General features: G+C 64.5%; 10 protein-coding genes and 1 pseudogene. 2 read left to right on the forward strand and 9 right to left on the reverse strand.

All coding sequences use genetic code 11. The features are described 5' to 3' along the window. Positions 1-122 precede the first annotated feature (122 nt). From ACSZPK_RS00005 to ACSZPK_RS00015, 3 genes and pseudogenes are all read right to left on the reverse strand, one after another. Positions 123-713 (reverse strand): YceI family protein, encoded by a 591-nt coding sequence (locus ACSZPK_RS00005; protein WP_437879352.1) that lies wholly within the window; start codon positions 711-713, stop codon positions 123-125. 17 nt (positions 714-730) lie between these two features. Next, positions 731-1,285 (reverse strand): cytochrome b, encoded by a 555-nt coding sequence (locus tag ACSZPK_RS00010; protein WP_437879353.1) that lies wholly within the window; start codon positions 1,283-1,285, stop codon positions 731-733. A 206-nt stretch (positions 1,286-1,491) separates the two neighbouring features. Next, positions 1,492-2,979, reverse strand: a pseudogene (locus ACSZPK_RS00015) (flavin monoamine oxidase family protein); the annotation flags it as partial. 147 nt (positions 2,980-3,126) lie between these two features. Between ACSZPK_RS00015 and ACSZPK_RS00020 the strand changes: the two are divergent. Together ACSZPK_RS00020 and ACSZPK_RS00025 are read left to right on the forward strand one after the other, a co-directional pair. Then, on the forward strand, positions 3,127-4,530 hold the full coding sequence (locus ACSZPK_RS00020; protein WP_437879354.1) for an adenosylmethionine--8-amino-7-oxononanoate transaminase: 1,404 nt from the start codon (positions 3,127-3,129) through the stop codon (positions 4,528-4,530). A gap of 74 nt (positions 4,531-4,604) precedes the next feature. Then, positions 4,605-5,324, forward strand: coding sequence for a 16S rRNA (uracil(1498)-N(3))-methyltransferase (locus ACSZPK_RS00025; RefSeq protein WP_437879355.1), 720 nt, complete (start codon positions 4,605-4,607; stop codon positions 5,322-5,324). 55 nt (positions 5,325-5,379) lie between these two features. Here the strand turns inward: ACSZPK_RS00025 and ACSZPK_RS00030 are convergent, their stop codons facing one another. The 6 genes from ACSZPK_RS00030 to ACSZPK_RS00055 all read right to left on the reverse strand — a co-directional run bounded on the left by ACSZPK_RS00030 (position 5,380) and on the right by ACSZPK_RS00055 (position 17,949). Beyond that, positions 5,380-5,997 (reverse strand): LysE family transporter, encoded by a 618-nt coding sequence (locus ACSZPK_RS00030; protein WP_437879356.1) that lies wholly within the window; start codon positions 5,995-5,997, stop codon positions 5,380-5,382. An 86-nt stretch (positions 5,998-6,083) separates the two neighbouring features. Beyond that, the gene (locus ACSZPK_RS00035; protein WP_437879357.1) at positions 6,084-6,554 is read right to left on the reverse strand and encodes a chemotaxis protein CheW; all 471 of its coding nucleotides are present in this window, start codon (positions 6,552-6,554) and stop codon (positions 6,084-6,086) included. A 10-nt stretch (positions 6,555-6,564) separates the two neighbouring features. After that, on the reverse strand, positions 6,565-7,584 hold the full coding sequence (locus ACSZPK_RS00040; RefSeq protein ID WP_437879358.1) for a chemotaxis protein CheB: 1,020 nt from the start codon (positions 7,582-7,584) through the stop codon (positions 6,565-6,567). After that, positions 7,577-14,962, reverse strand: a complete 7,386-nt coding sequence (locus ACSZPK_RS00045; RefSeq protein WP_437879359.1) for an Hpt domain-containing protein — start codon at positions 14,960-14,962, stop codon at positions 7,577-7,579. The genes ACSZPK_RS00040 and ACSZPK_RS00045 overlap by 8 nt, the downstream gene beginning before the upstream one ends. Positions 14,963-14,989: 27 nt before the next feature. After that, entirely contained in the window at positions 14,990-15,847 is an 858-nt protein-coding gene (locus ACSZPK_RS00050; RefSeq protein WP_437880246.1) for a CheR family methyltransferase, read from the reverse strand. A gap of 59 nt (positions 15,848-15,906) precedes the next feature. Next, positions 15,907-17,949, reverse strand: coding sequence for a methyl-accepting chemotaxis protein (locus tag ACSZPK_RS00055; protein WP_437879360.1), 2,043 nt, complete (start codon positions 17,947-17,949; stop codon positions 15,907-15,909). Positions 17,950-18,021 lie beyond the last annotated feature (72 nt).

The raw sequence follows: 18,021 nt of genomic DNA on the forward strand, positions 1-18,021 counted from the left end.
TCACCTCCAAGTCACCAGTGCAGCCACCACAGCCGAACTGGTTGCGCTAACGCGCAACGCGCCATGCCTGGCGCACCGAAAAAAAGCCCCGAACCGGTCGGGGCTTGTTGTAACCACTCGGATTACTGGCGCACGCCTTCGAAGGTGAAGTACAGGCTCACCTCGTTGGATTGCGGGCCCAGGTCCATCTGCTTGCCGAAGTCCTGGCGGTTGATGCTGGTGGTGCCTTCGAAACCGGCACGGTAGCCGCCCCATGGGTCCTTGCCTTCGCCGAGGAAGGTGGCCTTGATCACGATCGGCTTGGTAACGCCGAGCAGGGTCAGGTTGCCGGTCACGTCGGCGGTTTCCTTGCCTGCGGCGTTCTTGCCGGTAGCCTTCACGCCAGTGGAAACGAAGGTCGCCTCGGGGAATTTGGAGACGTTGAGGAAATCCGAACCACTGACGTGCTTGTCACGCTCGGCATGGTTGGAGAACACACTGGCGGTCTTCAGCTTGACGTTGATCTTGGTCTCTTCCGGCTTGGCGGCATCGAAGCTGAAGGTGCCGTCGAAGTCCTTGAAGGTGCCGGTGATGTAGCTGTAGCCCAGGTGGCTGATCTTGAAGTCGACGAAAGCGTGCTGGCCTTCCTTGTCGATCACGTAGTCGGCGGCCATGGCCTGGCCAGCGAACAGGGCGGCGCCCAGGGACAGGGCAGCGAGGGATTTCTTGAGCATTTACAGTCTCCTTGTGGTTACTTGCCAGTGCGACCGAACATCCGTACGAGGGTCGGATCGCGATCGATGAAGTGATGCTTGAGCGCCGCCAGGCCGTGCAGCAAGGCGAAGATCACCAGAGCCCAGGCGGCATAGAGATGGAAGGCGCCGGCGCTTTCCGCCTGTTCGGGAATGCTGGTCACCGAGGCCGGAACCTGGAACAGGCCGAATACTTCGATACCACGCTCGTCGGCGGTGGAAATCAGGTAGCCGGAAATCATGATCGCGAACAGCCCCAGATACAGGGCCAGGTGACCGAGCTTGGCGGCCACGCGGGTGAAGGTGCCATGGTTGGCCGGAGCCGGTGGCGGCGGACTGATGAAGCGCCACAGCACGCGCAGCAGCATGACGGCGAACAGGGTCAGGCCGATGCTCTTGTGCAGTTCGGGCCCGGTATGCCGCCAACTGCTGTAGTAGTCGAGACCGACCATCCACAGGCCAAGGCCGAACAGACTGAAAACGGTGAGCGCCACCAGCCAGTGCAACAGGATGCTGGTCAGGCCATAACGGGAATTGGAGTTGCGCCACTGCATGCGAAATGCCCCTCAAGACGATGGCACAAGCCTAGCGGCAAACTCATCGAATTAAAGCGGAAAATTTCGCTTCGAAATATCAAGTAAACAGATGATTCGCGTTGAGCGGGACTGCCGTGCCTGCTTGCTGGCCTGGTTCGCGGCAATCGAACCAGGCTGTCTGACTATTCAGAACGAGCAACCGCTGGCGCGATTTACCACCAATGGAACAAACGGTAGAAAAAGCCTGTTTTCTTCTCGCCGTCTTTTTTCTCATCCTGGCTCTGCTGTGCCTTGGGCGTGGCATTCGCAGGCGCGGGCGGCTCGATGGACTTGCCGGCCTGCAGATCCTGAACCTGGCTGGCCGCACGCTGGCCGCTGCGCAGCGCGCCTTCCAGGGTGCCCGGGTACAACGCATCGGTGTGCTCGCCGGCGAAGATCACCCGGCCCAACGGCTGCTCCCACATGCGCCAGTACTGGCTGATCTCGCCCGGGCCATAGGCCAGGTAGGCGCCGCCCGCCAGCGGGTCCTTACCGTAGCGACGCACCTCGAAGCCCTGGAATTGCTCACGTGCGCCCGGATAAATCTGGTTGAAGCGAATCAGCACCTGGTCGACCATCTGCCGGTCGCCGAAGGCATTGAGCAGGCGCGCATTGTCGCCCGAGAGGTTGATCAGCAGGTTGGCGCCGCCCTTGAGTGCCGGCTCGACCCACAGAGTGCCGAGGCCCTTGTCGCTGAACACCTCGCCACTCATGCGCGCCTTGCCCCATACCGGCTTCTTGAACTTGAGCAGCATCTGGTCGCGCCAACCGTAGTTGATGTCCTTGATCGCGCGCAGTTGCAACGGCGTCAGCGCCGGAGTCTGGCTGATCTTTTCCAGGGCCGGCAGCGGCACCGCGAGCACCACATAGTCGGCGCTATAACCAGCGGCCCCCACTTTGACCGTGACCTTGTCCTTCTCCTGGACGATGGCCGAAACCCAGGCGTTGGTCTTGATCACCTTGATCTGCTTGGCGAAGGCCTGGGCCAGTGCCTGGCTACCGCCCGGCAGGCGTGCGGCACGGGTTTCCTCCTCAGGCAGGCCGCGATAGACGCGGGCCTGCTGGGCCAGGTACAGCAGCGACAGACGCGATGCTTCGTCATAACGCGAGCGAATGCGCTGATCGACCAAGGCACGGGCAGTCGGCTGCAGTTGCAGGGTATCCAGCCAGCGAGCGACCGTACTCGCGTCGTAGCCCTTGAGCGTGCCAGTCGCCAGGGGCTTGAGCGGATCGTCGATGGCGGCCGCCAGCTCATCGAGCGCCTTGTCGAAGCGGGCGATGTCTTCGGCGACCTTCGGTGCGGCCTTGGCCAGATCGGCCGCCGAGGAATAGTGCCCATCGATCAGGTAGCCCGGCGTACGCACATACTCGGGAGCCGGCTGCGCCTTGAGCTTGAACTGGTCGAGATAGGCATGGAGCACAGGCTGCTGCCTGGCGCTGCCAATCCACTCGATGGTCGACAGCCCCGAGCGCCCGCCAACGGTCGGCCTGGCTTCGAGCAGGGTGACCTGCCAGCCCTTGTTCTGCAGTTCATAGGCAGCCGTCAGACCCGACAGGCCTGCGCCAACCACGATGGCGCTGGGCGGCGCGCCCTTGTCCTGAGCCCATGCCGACGTGCTGCCGACCACCACCATTGCCACCAGCGCGGATACGCGCAACCAGACTGCAGACATGCGGAAAACCCCAGGACGAAAATGCCGCGCAGGATACGTCAGCCACGAAGCGGCAGCCAGACGAATCCGTCGGATGCCGCTGCGCATCGCTTGCGACGAAGCGTCAACAGCCCCTAGGCTTGCCCTCCCGCAACGAGGAGACTTCCCATGAGCCTGAATGCCGAGTGGATGCAACGCGACCTGGCCGTGCTCTGGCACCCCTGCACGCAGATGAAGGACCACGAGCGCCTGCCGGTGATCCCGATCAAGCGTGGCGACGGCGTGTGGCTGGAGGATTTCGACGGCAAGCGTTACCTCGACGCGGTCAGTTCCTGGTGGGTCAATGTGTTCGGCCACGGCAACCCACGCATCAACGCCCGTGTCAGGGATCAATTGGACAATCTCGAACACGTGATGCTCGCCGGCTTCACCCACGCGCCGGTGGTCGAGCTGTCCGAGCGCCTGGTGCGCATCACCCCGCCAGGCCTGGACCGGGTGTTCTACGCCGACAATGGCTCGTCGGGCATCGAGGTGGCGCTGAAGATGAGCCACCACTACTGGATCAACAGCGGCCATGCGCAGAAGAAGCGCTTCGTCACCCTGACCAACAGCTACCACGGCGAGACCGTTGCAGCGATGTCGGTGGGCGACGTGGCGCTGTTCACCGACACCTACAAGGCGCTGCTGCTGGACACCCTCAAGGTACCGTCGCCGGACTGCTACCTGCGCCCCCAAGGCGTGAGCTGGGAGGAACACTCGCGGACGATGTTCGCCCATATGGAGCAGACCCTGGCCGAGCATCATCACGAGGTCGCCGCGGTGATCGTCGAGCCGCTGATCCAGGGTGCCGGCGGCATGCGCATGTACCACCCGGTCTACCTCACCCTGCTGCGCGAGGCCTGTAACCGCTATGGCGTGCACCTGATCCATGACGAGATCGCCGTCGGTTTCGGTCGCACCGGGACGATGTTCGCCTGCGAGCAGGCCAGTATCACCCCGGATTTCCTGATCCTGTCCAAGGCCCTTACCGGCGGTTACCTGCCGATGGCCGCAGTGCTGACCACCGATACGGTCTACCAGGCGTTCTACGACGACTACGCGACCCTGCGCGCCTTCCTCCACTCGCACACCTACACCGGCAACCCGCTGGCCTGCGCCGCCGCCCTGGCGACCCTGGACATCTTCGAGCAGGACAACGTCATCCAGGCCAACAAGGCCCTGGCCGCGCGCATGGCCAGCGCCAGTGCTCACCTGGTGGAGCACCCGCACGTATCCGAGGTACGCCAGACCGGCATGGCCCTGGCCATCGAAATGGTCCAGGACAAAGCCAGCAAGACCGCCTACCCCTGGCAAGAACGGCGGGGCATGCGCGTCTATCAGCACGCCCTGCAACGCGGTGCGCTGCTGCGGCCGCTGGGCAGCGTGGTGTATTTCCTGCCGCCCTACGTGATCACGCCGGAGCAGATCGACTTCCTCGCCGAGGTGGCCAGCGAAGGCATCGACATCGCCACCCGCGAGTCGGTCAGCGTGGCGGTCAGTGGCCTGTATCCCGGTCATCGCGATCCGGGTTGAGCCCGCCAGGCGTGGGAAGCAGCGGCAAAACGTTTTAAGCTTGCCGCCCACCCTTGACTGCCCGTAGCTGCTCTATGCGCCTATCCCGCTTCTTCATCGACGCCCCGCTCACCCTCGGCCAACACGAGTTGCCCGAGGCCCAGGCCCACTACATCGGCCGCGTACTGCGCCATAGCGCTGGCGACGCCGTGCAACTGTTCGACGGCAGCGGCCAGGAATACCTCGGCGAGCTGATCGAGGTGGGCAAGAAGAGCGTACGGGTCGAGTTGCACGAATGGATCGCCGGCCAGCCGGAATCGTCGCTGCATGTGCACCTGGGCCAGGGCCTGTCGCGTGGAGAACGCATGGACTGGGCCATCCAGAAGGCCACGGAGCTCGGTGTCGCGGCGATCACGCCCATCGTCAGCGAACGCTGTGAAGTACGCCTGAAAGGCGAGCAGGCCGAGAAACGCCTCGGTCATTGGCGCCAGGTAGCGATCAGCGCCTGCGAACAGTGCGGCCGCTCGGTGCTGCCAACGATTGCGGCCCCGGTTCTACTGGCCGACTGGCTGGCCAGCGTGGAAGCGGACCTGAAGCTGGTCCTGCACCCGGAGGCCGAACCGCTGACCAGCCATGCCACGCCCCAACGCCTGGCCTTTCTGATCGGCCCTGAAGGTGGCCTGTCCGATGTCGAGGTTGAGCAGGCCAAGGCCAAGGGTTTTCACGCGGCACGCCTCGGGCCACGCGTGCTGCGCACGGAAACGGCGCCAGTCGTGGCATTGGCGGTGGCGCAGCAGCTTTGGGGGGATTTCTGAGAGCCTGCACGGCCATCGCCGGTGCCGTTGCTCTGCGAACAGTCTCGCAGGCCGCCTAGAACAGCCCGCGCAAGGCCAGGCCAGCCAGGATGAACAGCATCACCCCGCAGATCGCGTGGCTGACGCGATGCCAAGTGGGCGAGGCGGCACGGCGCAGGACATCGACCAAGCCCGCGCTGACGAAGCAACTGAGCAACGAGGCGACCATGAAACCGGCAAAGAACATCAGGGCCTGGGCCTGGCTCGGCACGCCATCGACGATACCCGCCAGGGCACTGCCCAGCGCGCCCCAATAGACCAGGTTCTTCGGGTTCGACAATGACAGCGCGGCGCCAGCGGCGAAGGCCCCGCTCGACGACGGCCGCTCGTGCAGATCGACAGCCGTGGCCTCGCTGGAAGCGTCACGCAGGCTCTGCCAGCCCAGCCAGGCGAGATAGGCGGCACAGAGCAGCGTCAGCGGAATACGCACACTCTCGTGGGCCAGCAGCGCCGCCAGCCCGGTCAGGCCAATCAGCGCCCACAGCGCATCGCCGATCAACGAACCGAACTGCACCAGCAAAGCCGGACGGAACCCGCCCTTGAGGCCACGCCGCAGGGTTTCGGCCAGTACCGCGCCGGGAGAGAGACAGAAGGCAAAACCGAACAACAGTGCAGCGATGAAGACAGCGGACATCAAGGCTCCCCGAAACAAGCGCCGAAAGCATGAAGTTGAACGACACGCGGCTCGTGCCGGCGCTTTCGCAAAGCATCCAGCCGTTGTCAGATCAACCCGGCATCCGCCAGCTTCTGCTCGAGGCCGGCAAGGTCGGGAATCTTGACCACGGCTTCGCCAATCTGCACCGCATCGAGCTCCAGCGGCGAAAGCGAAACGCTGACACGCGCCAGGGTCGCATCGACCTTCAGCGAACGCGGAATGTTCTGCACCAGCAAGGCGATGAACTTGACCTGGTCGCGACCGCCGAGGGCGTTGATAACCGCGACGCGGGCATTGCTGCCAATTTGCGCCTGGCCATCGGATGCCGCCTCGAACGACAGCAACGGCAGTTGCAGGTCGCGCCAGGCAACCTGGCCAAGAAACCAGGCCGGCATGCCGGCACTCACCTGCGGCGCGCGATACGGGATGAGTTCGGCGAGAGCCACGTTGGGCAGCAGCAATGTGCGGTCGGAGAGCGGCACCAGCAGCGCGGTCAGGGCACTCGGCGCATTGGGGGCGGTAACGGCTTGACTCATGAATCCTTCCTCATACGCACTGTTCGGCCAGATGGTTGACCAGGGCCGCGGCCAGCTCGCGCGGATCGCCGTTGAACTCGCTGTAGCCCGCCTCACGCAGGCTGTCCGGCATGCTCGGGCAGGCACAGCTATCGGCCCGCTGGGTCCATATCTGCCCACCCTGGCGCCTCACGTAGGCAGCAGCGGCACTGCCATCGCTGCCCATGCCACTGAAGGCGATGACGCCACAGCGATCGCCGAATTGCTGGGCCAGGTTGAGCATCATCTGGTCGATCGATGGGCTGTAGGGCTCCGGCCAGCCAAGCTCGGACACCCGCATGGCGCCGTCTTCGGTGAATTGCAGCTCGTTGCCGATCGGCACGACGATCACCTCGCCACAACGAACCGAGTCGCCATGGCGGACCTGATTGACGTGCCACTGGCTGTGACGGCCAACCGCCTGCGGCAACGCGCTCTCGAAGTTGGCAGCGATGTGCTGGGCGTAGACGAAACCGACCGGCAAGCCGCCGGGCAGCGCATCGAGGAACGCCTTCACCGCCTCGGGACCGCCAAGCGAGGCAGCCAACAGCCACACCCGCGTCGCGGACTCACCCGCCACCAGCGGCGTGCTGGCCAGGACACTGGGCAGTTCGAGTCGTGTCGGGCGCTGGGCCTCTGCCAGCAGTGCATCGAGACCGGGGCCGACCGCCTGCGCCGGATCGCCGACCAGACGCTTGAGCTTGCCGAACAGGCTGCGCTCCCAGCGTGGGTAGTTTTCCGAGTGACGCTCCGGTGCATGGCCCTCGCCGAACAGGATCGGCGCCTCGGTCTTTTCCAGCAGGTTGTCGACCAGGGGCGAGTCCTCGGACTGGGCCAGGTCGACCAGCCACAGATCAGGCTCGCAGTTGGCCAAGGCCTCTTCGTCGATGCGTGCCGGATCGCTGTTGAGCACCACCTGGTAGCCATTGCCGACCAGCGCCTGCTGCAGCACATGGCGCTGCAGCGAGGTGTCGGCGATCACCGCGATACGTGCCGGGGCTCTGTCACTCATGGCGATTCACCAGGGACTGGATGCTGGCGAGCAAATCGGATTCCTGGTAGGGCTTGCCCAGGTATTCGTTGACGCCGATGGCCATCGCCCGCTCGCGGTGTTTCTCCCCGGTACGCGAAGTGATCATGATGATCGGCAGCCCCTTGAGGCGCTCATCGTGGCGCACCAGGGTGGCGACTTCGAAACCGTCCATGCGCGGCATCTCGATGTCGAGCAGCATGATGTCGGGTCTGTGCTCCTGCAGTTGGGCGATGGCATCGACCCCGTCCTTGGCCGTCAGCACGTTCATGCCGTTGCGTTCGAGCAGGCGGCTGGTGACCTTGCGCACGGTGACCGAATCGTCGACCACCATGACCAGGGTCGGCCGCTCCACCTCGACCTCGATGGCCTGCGCCGCCTGCTCCAGGCGCGGTAGCACCTGATGCGCCAGAGCCAGGGCATGGCGCGCACGAATGGTCGCCAGCAGGTCGAGAATGACCACCACGCGACCGTCGCCGAGGATGGTGGCGCCGGAGATGCCATGCACGGCACTGAACTGCGGGCCGAGGCTCTTCACCACGATCTCGCGGGAACCGGCGAGGCTGTCCACCTGCACGGCCACGGCGTGTTCGCTGGAGCGCACCAGGATCACCGGCAACGGCAGGCTCTGGCCGATCAGCTTGGGCTGCTGGCCGTTATTCAGCAGGTCGCCCAGGTACTTGAGTTCGTAGGCCTGGCCGGCATATTCGAAACGCGGCGCATCCGGCGCGTAGTAGGCCTCCAGCTCGAACGGCGAGACCCGCACGATACCTTCGATGGTGTTCAACGGGATCGCGTACAGGTCCTCGCCAGACAGCACCATCAGCGCGCGGTTGACCGATACGGTGAACGGCAGGCGAATGAGGAAGCGCGTGCCTTCGCCCTCGCTCGACTCGATGCTCATCGAACCGCCGAGTTGCTTGACCTCGGAGTGGACCACGTCCATGCCGACCCCACGCCCGGAGATCTGCGTGACCTTCTCGGCCGTGGAGAACCCGGCCTCGAGAATGAACTGCAGGACTTCGTGGTCGCTGAGCTCCGATTGCCCGTCGATCAGGCCACGCTCGATGGCCTTGCGGCGCACGGCGTCGAGCTTGATGCCGCCGCCGTCGTCGCTCAGGGTCAGGAGGATGTCGCCCCCCTCGCGCCCCAGCGTCAGGCGAATCGCCCCGGTTTCCGGTTTGCCCAGGGTCCGGCGCACCTCGGCCGGTTCGATGCCGTGGTCGACAGCGTTGCGCAGCATGTGCTCCAGCGGGGCGACGATGCGCTCCAGCACGGTCCGGTCCATTTCGCCGTCGGCGTTGCCGACATGGAATTCGACCTGCTTGCCCAGTTCGCTCGCCACCTGGCGCACGATGCGCCGCAGGCGCGGCACCAGGCGGTCGAACGGCACCATGCGGGTGCGCATCAGGCCTTCCTGCAACTCGGTATTGACCCGGGCCTGTTGCAGCAACAGGGTTTCCGCATCGCGGTTACGCGCAGCGAGGGTTTCTTTCAGGTCGAGCAGGTCGGAAGCCGATTCGAACAGCGCACGCGAGAGCTGCTGCAGTTGCGAATGGCGGTCCATTTCCAGCGGGTCGAAATCTTCATAGCCGGAGCGCTCGGCCTCGGCCTGGTAATTACTGAGGATCTGCGCCTGGGTCTCGGTGTCGAGACGACGCAGTTGATCGCGCACCCGCTCGATGGTCGCCTCCATCTCGCCGAGCGTGAAGCTGAAGTCACTGACCTGCTGTTCGACCCGACCACGGAAGATCGAGGTTTCGCCGGCCAGGTTGACCAGGCCTTCCAGGAGGTCGGCGGGCACCTTGACCAGCTCCTGCGGCGCACGACGCGATGCCGCCTCGGCCGCGGCTTCGGCGGCACGCTGGACGAACGGCAAGACTTGCAGTTGTTGTTCCACCTGCTGAGCGGCGGCCGCGGCCACGATCGGCGAGCCCAGGCTGAGCGGCCTGGCCGGTGCGGTTTCGGCTGGCGGTGCCGCTTCTTCGACCTGGCTAGCCTCCAGGCGCTGGCGCAGCAGTTCGACTTCTTTCTGCAAGCCTTCATAACCGGACTGCACGTCGAGGAACAGGCTTTCCGGCCATGGCGCGCCCTGCTGCTGGGCGTCGCTCAGGTGCTGTTCGAGATCGTGGCTGAGGTTACCCAGGCGCTTCTGCCCGGACAGTCGCGCACCGCCCTTGAGGGTGTGCAGGATGCGCAACAGATCGTCGATGGCGGCGCCGTTCTCGCGATCAGCCTCCCAGCGCCCGATGCTGGTCTCCATGCTCTCCAGCAGTTCGTCCGCCTCTTCCAGGAAGATATCCAGGATATCGGCCTCAGGCACGCCGTCCTCGTCCTCGACCACCGGCTGCAACTGCACACTGCCGGGAATGCTCAGTTGCTCGTCCGGATTGGCACGGAAACGGCGGATGGCCTCGATCAGCGCCTCGCCGTCAGGCAGCCCGCGGCGGTCACGCACCGCCTCGAGCATTTCCGCGAGGCGGTCATGGCATGCCTGCAGCAAGCCGAACAGGCCTTCGCTAGCACGCAGACGCCCGTCACCGACGCCTTCGTAAAGGAATTCGAGCTCATGGGCCAGGTCGCCGATTTCACGGATCTCGGCCATCCGCGCACCACCCTTGAGGGTGTGCAAATCACGCTGCAGGGCTTCGACTTCCAGCGTGTTGTTGATGTCCTGCATCCAGCGCTGCAAGGCCGCGCCAGCACTTTCGATGATGTCGAAACCTTCTTCCAGGAAGATCTCTACCAGTTCCTGGTCACGCCCATCCTCGACCGGAGGGAGCGCTTGCGGCGGCACGGGCGCAGGCGGGGCAGCCAATGCGAGCGCTTCAGCGCCGGCCTCGCTGGCGACATCAAGCGGCGCGCTACCGGCTTGCGGTAACGCCCCCTGCAACGACCACTCCTCATCGCTCAGGGCGGGCAAATCATCGAGCCGTGGTTCTTCGAGGATCAGGCTCTCGTCAACACTCAACGCCCCGATCTCGCCGACGTCGGGCGCAACGAAGTCCACTGTGGACAATTCGGCCAGGTCCATTTCCGTGGACTCGCCCTCGAAAACGCCTTGCTGTTCGACCGGCTCGCTCTGCTCAAGGTCGGGCGACGCGTCAGAACCGGTCAGAACCGGCGCGCCGCCCTGGCGAAAACGGTGGATGGCGTCGATCAGGTCGGCGACCTCACTCAGTTGCTGACGCCCTTGCAGTTGTTCCAGCAGCACCGCCAGGCGGTCATGGCTCTGTTGCAACAGCCTGGCCAGTGCTGGCGAATGGCTGATGCGCCGATCGACCAGCCCTTCGTAAAGCGACTCCAGCTCATGGGCGAGGTCACCGATGCCTCGTAGCTCGGCCATCCGCGCACCGCCCTTGAGGGTGTGCAAATCACGTTGCAGGGCACTCAGGGCACGGTTGTTGTCTGGGTCGCCAAGCCAACGCTCCAGCGCCTGGCCGGCGCTGTCGAGAATGTCCACGGCTTCCTCGAGGAAGATGGCGACCATTTCGCCATCGAGCTCGTCGCCGTTCCAGGCAGCACTCGCCTGGGGCACGGGCTCATCCTGGGGCAGCTCGAATATGTCCAGCGACTGCAACCCCTCAGGGGTCAGCAGTGCGAGCTTGGCCGGATCGATGGCTTCATCGAGCAAGTCGTGCAAGGCCGCGACCCGCTCGGGGCGGGGCGTGACATCCAGTGCCGCAGCCACCTGATCCATCATGCCGATCAGCACTTCATGGGCGGCCTCGGCCTCGGCGAAGAATCGCTCGCTCACCGGCAGGCGCCCGTCCTGTACGCCCTGGTATACCTCCAGCAGCGCCTGGCACAGCTGGTCGATCTGCGGCAGCTCGGCCATCTGCGCACCACGCCCCAGCGTGGTGAGTTCTTCGAGCAGCGCACTGAGTTCCTGTTGCTCGCTCGGATGCTCGCGCCATTTGTGCAACAGCGCTTCGGCATCCAGCAGGATGTCCATGCCTTCGGCGAGGAAGATTGAAATCAACTGCGGGTCGCGCGCCTTGCGGCCCGGCTCGTCACGCCGTGCTTCGTCGATGGCGTCGAGGCGCTCGCGATGCAGGCGCAGTACATCGGCAATCAGTTCGGCGCTGCCATCGATAGTCGCGAAGGGCGTTGTCTCCAACTGCTCGACACCCTTGCGCAACAGTTTCTCGGTACGATGCAGCAGCTCGGCCTCGGGCAGGTCGACGGCAAGCAGATTGGTCTTGTATTCCTTGACCAGCTTCTCCAACGGCGTGGCGATCTCGGCGATCGGCAGGATGCCGGCCATGTGCGCACTGCCCTTGAGGGTATGCAGGGCTCGCTGCAGATTGTCGGTCACCGGCTGCGGCAGCTCGCGGGCGCAGTCAGCGAGGAACTCCCCCAGCATATCCAGGTGGGATTCCGACTCGTGGCGGAAGATTTCCAGCAGTACCGGATCGAGCGCTTCGTCCTGGCCGTCAACGACCAGCGGGGAGGTCTCGGCCAGTGCGGGGGCGCTCGCGGCAAGCGGTGGCGGCAGGCCACGGGCCAGGGCATGAGCAGTGGCAGCCAGCAGGTCGACATCATCGCGCTGGCGCTGGGCCTTGGCGGCGAACTCCTCGACCAGTGCCGGCATCAGCTCGACCACATCCTGTACCACCTGCTGCACGGCGGCATCAGGCTGGATGCTGCGATCCAGCACGCGATTGAGCAGATTCTCGATCGACCAGCCCAATTCGCCGATGACCAGTGCGCGCACCATGCGCCCGCTGCCCTTGAGGGTATGGAAGGCGCGGCGGACTTCGCCCAGGGCTTCCTTGTCGTCGGTATCGGCACGCCAGCGCGGCAGGTACTCGCCGATGGTTTCGAGAACTTCGGCAGCCTCCTCGACGAATACTTCGAGCAACTCTTCGTCGATCGGCTCTTCATCGGCAGGCGGCGGCAACAGGCTCGGCGGGACATCCCGGGCCGGCGGGTTGATCGCCAGGGTCGGCGCGGCCATCACATCGGCCATCGACAACGCCTTGGGCGCCTCTGCCTGAGGTTCCTCGGCAGGTGCGAGCGGCGCTTCGGGCAATTCGATTTCCGGCAGGCCCAGGCCAGCGATGTCCACCTCGGCGGCCTGCCAGTCGACCTGGCCATCCTCGAGGGTTTCGAAGACGAACGCTTCGGCGGGCTCGTCGGCAGGAACGCCGGCTTCGGCCTGCGGAGCGTCGAACTCGACCAACTCGCCCCCCAGCGGTTCGAGCGGCAGATCGAGGTCGAGCGTCTCGACAACGGGCTCACTCGCCAGCTCAGGCTCTTCCAGGTTCCATTCAGACAATTCATCGAGCTTGATGGCAGGCTCGCCTTCCGGCAACGGATCGAGCGCCTCGAAGGTGAACTCGGTCACCTGCTCTTCGGCAGGCGCCGGAGTTTCCGGCTCCAGCTCGAACGCCTCCAGATCCCAGGTCAGCTCTTCGGCCTCAGGCGAGGCAGTAGCGCGTGAGCTGCTATCAGGCGACGACACGTCAACGGCACTGTCTTCGACCTTCTCTTCCAGCGGCGTGCTGTCGAAGCTCCAGCTGGAGAGCACGTCATTTAGGTCGTCGGCTGCGGCGCTCGGCGTCTCGGCAACGTGTACGGCGGGCGCCTCATCGACCAGCACCTCGATCTCATCGAGCGGATTGGCCAGAGGCTCCGGGCTTTCTTCGACGCGGTCGAGAATCGATGGTTTTTCCTGCAGCGGATAACCAAGGCTGCCGAGGCTTTCTTCGGCGACATCGAGAATCACGTCGCCCTGGCTGGCGTGGTCTTCGCTGAGACGCTCCAGGTAATACTCGACGCTGGTGATCGCATCGGCCAGGGTGTCCAGGCTCTGCCAGTTCGGCACGGCCTTGCGTGCCAGCAGTTGCTCCTGGATATAGCGGTTGCAGGCTTGCAGCAGAGCCGCCGCGCGCGCCAGCGGGATCATCGCCAGGCCGCCACGGACCTGGGTCAACAGTTCCGGCACCTTGGCCAGGTGATCATGGTTCCACTGCGAGGCGATGAACTCGATGATCGCGTCCTTGGCCTGTTCCAGACCGGTGCGCGCTTCCTTGATCACCAGTTGATGGATCTGCGCGACATCGGTAGTCGGCAGGTGGCTCTGTTCGTTCTGCGGCTCGTCGCCCGGCCCGGCCATGCCGGCCAGCGTCGCTTCTACGTAGAGCAATGCGCCCGCCACATCCATCAGGGCCGCATCATTCGCTTCGCGCTGGCCTACGGATAGCGCATGGACCACATCGAGCTGGTCGACGATGACCTTGCGCGGCTGGCCGAAGCCAAGCACGCCGAGGGTGTCGCCAATCTGCTTGAGCGGCACCAACAGGCCATCGAGTTCGGCGAGCTGGCTGCGATCGCTGCGCACGAACAGGTCAAGGCTGTCCTTGACCCGCACCAATTCCTCGCACAGGGCGGTGACTACCGAGCGAATCGCATCGCGGTCCGGCCCCGCCAGGCGCGCGCGCTCTTCGTCGACCACGCCGGTATTGGGCAGCGCCTCTTCGAGGCGGTATTGCTCGTGCAGGCTGCGGATGCGCGGCGACTGGGATGATGCCTTGGCCACGTAGAACAGCAGGTTCTTGGTCAGTTCGTCCGGGGCCGGCTGGTTGATGCCGTCGGCGCCCTGCTCGACCAGGCGCTTGAGCTCGCGGTCGACCTGGCGCAGCAGGGTCCGCACCGAGGCGCCGTTGGCCACGCTGCCATTGGCCAGCCCCTCGACCATGCCCGAGGCGATCTGCCACAGCGCCGCCAGGGGCGCATCCTTGCACAGGTTTTCCAGGCGCGCGAAGACCCGCGCCATGTAGCCGAGGTTGGTCGTCAGGTCCTGGTTGCGGATGACCCCGACCAGGGCCATCTGCAGCATCTGCCGCAGCTTGCGCAGCAGCACCGGCAACTCGGCGGTACGCAGTTGCTCCAGGCTTTCGCGAGGCAACGCCGGGCGGCGCTCGGACAGGTCGGGAGAAAACAGGCTGGTTTCCGACAGCAGCTTCTCGCCACGGGCGGCGCGCAGGTCGTTGAGCAGCGGCAGGACCACCATTGGCAGGTCGCGCCGCGCACTCTGTACCCGGTCCAGATAGACCGGCAGTTGCAGGATCGCCTGCATCAGCACTTCCAGCGCTTCGTTCTGGTTGCTGACCCGCGTCTCCATCAGCGCCTGGGCGAGCTGCTCCATTTCCTCGGCGAGCAGTGCCGCACCGTAGAACTCGACCATCTGCAGCGTGCCGTGGACCTGGTGCACATAGGTCATGCAGAAGCGCATGCGCGTCGGATCCTGCGGATTCTCGACGAACGCCTCCAATGCCTGACGCGCCTGCTTCAGGGTTTCCGCGATCTCGCCCTTGACCCACTCCAGGGCGACATAGTCGTGCCGATCACCCATACCGACTCCACTCATATTCGACTTCGCTCAACCCTTGCGGGTAAATGCCAGGACCTGTTCGTCGGCCACCGGCTCCAGGTCCGGATGCTGCCAACCGACCACTTCGCCCACTCCCACCACCAGCAAGCCTCCCGGCGCAAGGCGCTCGGCCAGGCGGTTGAGAATCTCGCGGCGGCGCCAGCGCCGAAAATAGATCAGCAGGTTCTGGCAGAAAATGACGTCCATGCCGTCCAGGGGCGCCTTGCCCAGGTCCAGCACGTTCAATTTGGCAAAACAGATACGCGCCACAAGTTCCGGCACGACCTTGAAACGACCATCCTGCTCGATGCGGAAGTAGCGCTCACTCAGTTCGCCATCCATCTGTGCCAGGCGACGAGCGCTGTAGAGCGCATCACGGGCCTTGCCCAGGGCGCTGAGGCTGATGTCGGTGGCGGTGACGCCGAAAGGCCGTTCGCCCCCTTCCATCCTCACCACCTCCGCCGCGCAGATGGCCATCGAATAAGGCTCCTCGCCCGACGAACAGCCCACGCTCCACAATGCCCAGGGCCGTTCGCCATCAGGCTCGCGCCTGCGCAGGTAACGCTGCAGCAAATCGAAGGAAGGGCGATGGCGGAAGAAACGGGTCTCCTGCACCGTCAGCCGGTCCAGCAAGGTCGACCATTCCACCGCGCCACGCGGGCCATCGGTAACCTGGCGAAAGTAGCTGGCGTAGTCGGCGACATCCAGCTCGCGCATACGCGCGCTCAGGTTGGTCTGCAAAAAGGACCGCCGCTGTTCGTTGAGCACCACCCCGGTGCGTTCTTCAAGCAACGCTTGCCAGTCGCGGAATTCCGTCGACGACATATCGGCCAGGGGTTTCAACGCCCAGATGCCGCTTGGCTGCATGCCCTGCCCCTCGCTCATGGCCGCTCCCGGGAGGCAGCATCACGCTGCCTCCACGCTCCTTAGGCGTGGCCTTCCGGCAGGTTGAAGCCCGATACCGAGTGGCGCATCTCACTGGCCATCTTGGCCAGGTTACCAATGCTCTTGGCGGTAGCGGTGGTACCTGCGGAGGTCTGCGAGGTGATCTCCTGGATCACGTTCATGGTGTTGGAAATATGGCCGGCAGACGAAGCCTGCTGCCGGGCGGCGTTGGAAATGTTCTGGATGAGCGCCGCGAGGGTCTTGGATACCTTCTCGATCTCTTCCAGGGCCACACCGGCGTCCTGCGCCAGTCGCGCACCGCGTACCACTTCGGAAGTGGTCTGCTCCATGGAGATGACGGCTTCGTTGGTATCGGTCTGAATGGTCTTTACCAGGGCCTCGATCTGCTTGGTCGCAGCGGAGGAACGTTCCGCGAGGCGCTGTACCTCGTCCGCTACCACAGCGAAGCCTCGACCCGCGTCGCCGGCCATGGAGGCCTGGATCGCGGCGTTCAGGGCGAGGATGTTGGTCTGGTCGGCGATGTCGTTGATCAGGCTGACGATGTCACCGATCTCCTGGGACGATTCACCGAGGCGTTTGATCCGCTTCGAGGTGTCCTGGATCTGCTCACGGATGTTATCCATGCCGGTGATGGTGTTGTGTACGACTTCGTTACCCTTGTTGGCGATGGCCACGGAACGTTCCGCTACCGCCGAGGATTCCGAGGCGTTCGCCGATACCTGGTCGATCGACACCGCCATTTCGTTGATCGCCGCCGAAGCCCCGGCGATTTCCTGCGCCTGGTGCTCGGAAGCCTCGGCCAGGTGCATCGCCGTGGCCTGGGTTTCCTGGGCAGCGGCGGCCACCTGGACGGCAGTGGAGTTGATCGTCAGTACCAGATCACGCAGTTGGTCGATCGAGTAGTTGATCGAGTCGGCGATCGCACCGGTGAAGTCCTCGGTTACGGTCGCCGCCACGGTCAAGTCGCCATCCGCGAGGTCGGCAATCTCGTCGAGCAGTCGCAGAATCGCCGCCTGGTTGCGCTGGTTCTTTTCGTCAGTCTCAGCCAGCCGGCGGTTACTTTCACGCACGATGACCAGGCCGATCAGGATGATCGAGGCGAGAGCGAACAAACCGAGGATGTAGCCGGCCACGGTGTTGAAGGAACGCCCGCCAGCCAGTTGATCGAAACCGGTGGTCAGGGCCGATGCCTGGTCCAGCAGGGTCTGCGAGTCACTGAAGATGGTGCTGGCGGACTCACGGACCTGGAACAGTTCAGGCGAGGTTTCCAGAATCTCGTCCACCGAGCCGGATACGAACTGGAACAGCTCGGAAATCTCGGCCAGGCGCTCCAGCGCCTCGGGGTCGGTCACCTTGGTGATTTCCATGGCGGCGTTGCCTTCGGTCATCGCCTTGAGCACGCGACCGAACAGGCTGGCGTCGCGACCGAACATATCCGCGGCCTGTACCGAGTCGGAGTCACCAGCCAGCACCTTGTTGACCGAACCGAGGATACGTTCGGCGAGCAGCGACTGGCGCTGGGCGACCGCGACCTGGGAAGCCGGTGCGTTGCTCTGCAGGAGAATGTCGACGACTTCCTCGTACTCGACCTGCAGTTGCGGAATGGTCTCGGCCAGGGTAGCGGCAACCTGGTGCAGCGACAGAACGGTCTGTTCGCTGGCCAGGATGGCGTCGGCGTTCTTGCGCAGGCTGTCCCAGTCCTTCTGCACCGCATCCATCTGCGGCTTCACCGACTCGGGCGCCCGCGGCAGGCCGCTCTCGGCGTTGCCCTTGACCAGGAAATCCCAGCGCTTGGCGAAGTCTTCACGCGACTCCTTGAGCAGCGGGAAGGCCTCGGCCTTGCCGGTCGCCGCTTCCGTGGCGTTCTTCGCGATACGCTGCGACAGAACCCGCAGCTCACCCGCGTGGCTGATGTACTCCTGATCGTAGGAGGACTGCTTGTTGACGTAGGCGAAGTTGGCGAACAGCAACATCATGGAAATGATCAGGACCACGAACAGTCCGGCGATCAGCCTGTTGCTGCGCGCTCCCGCAAACAGATTGCCTGTATCTAGTTTTTTCATATCTGGCCCCCGCCTGGACCGACCGCAATACGGTGCTTCCCATCTAACGCCAAAGAGCCGGCATGAACCGGC

The sequence above is a fragment of the Pseudomonas sp. LRF_L74 genome, from assembly GCF_965644255.1.
In the GTDB taxonomy this organism is placed as follows: Bacteria; Pseudomonadota; Gammaproteobacteria; order Pseudomonadales; family Pseudomonadaceae; genus Aquipseudomonas.

Excerpts from the sequence above, each read along its gene's own strand:
- ACSZPK_RS00020 (WP_437879354.1), top strand. The coding sequence starts at position 3,127 with ATGAGCCTGAATGCCGAGTGGATGCAACGCGACCTGGCCGTGCTCTGG.
- ACSZPK_RS00040 (WP_437879358.1), bottom strand. The coding sequence starts at position 7,584 with ATGAGTGACAGAGCCCCGGCACGTATCGCGGTGATCGCCGACACCTCG.
- ACSZPK_RS00010 (WP_437879353.1), bottom strand. The coding sequence starts at position 1,285 with ATGCAGTGGCGCAACTCCAATTCCCGTTATGGCCTGACCAGCATCCTG.
- ACSZPK_RS00055 (WP_437879360.1), bottom strand. The coding sequence starts at position 17,949 with ATGAAAAAACTAGATACAGGCAATCTGTTTGCGGGAGCGCGCAGCAAC.
- ACSZPK_RS00035 (WP_437879357.1), bottom strand. The coding sequence starts at position 6,554 with ATGAGTCAAGCCGTTACCGCCCCCAATGCGCCGAGTGCCCTGACCGCG.
- ACSZPK_RS00030 (WP_437879356.1), bottom strand. The coding sequence starts at position 5,997 with ATGTCCGCTGTCTTCATCGCTGCACTGTTGTTCGGTTTTGCCTTCTGT.
- ACSZPK_RS00025 (WP_437879355.1), top strand. The coding sequence starts at position 4,605 with ATGCGCCTATCCCGCTTCTTCATCGACGCCCCGCTCACCCTCGGCCAA.
- ACSZPK_RS00005 (WP_437879352.1), bottom strand. The coding sequence starts at position 713 with ATGCTCAAGAAATCCCTCGCTGCCCTGTCCCTGGGCGCCGCCCTGTTC.
- ACSZPK_RS00045 (WP_437879359.1), bottom strand. The coding sequence starts at position 14,962 with ATGGGTGATCGGCACGACTATGTCGCCCTGGAGTGGGTCAAGGGCGAG.
- ACSZPK_RS00050 (WP_437880246.1), bottom strand. The coding sequence starts at position 15,847 with ATGCAGCCAAGCGGCATCTGGGCGTTGAAACCCCTGGCCGATATGTCG.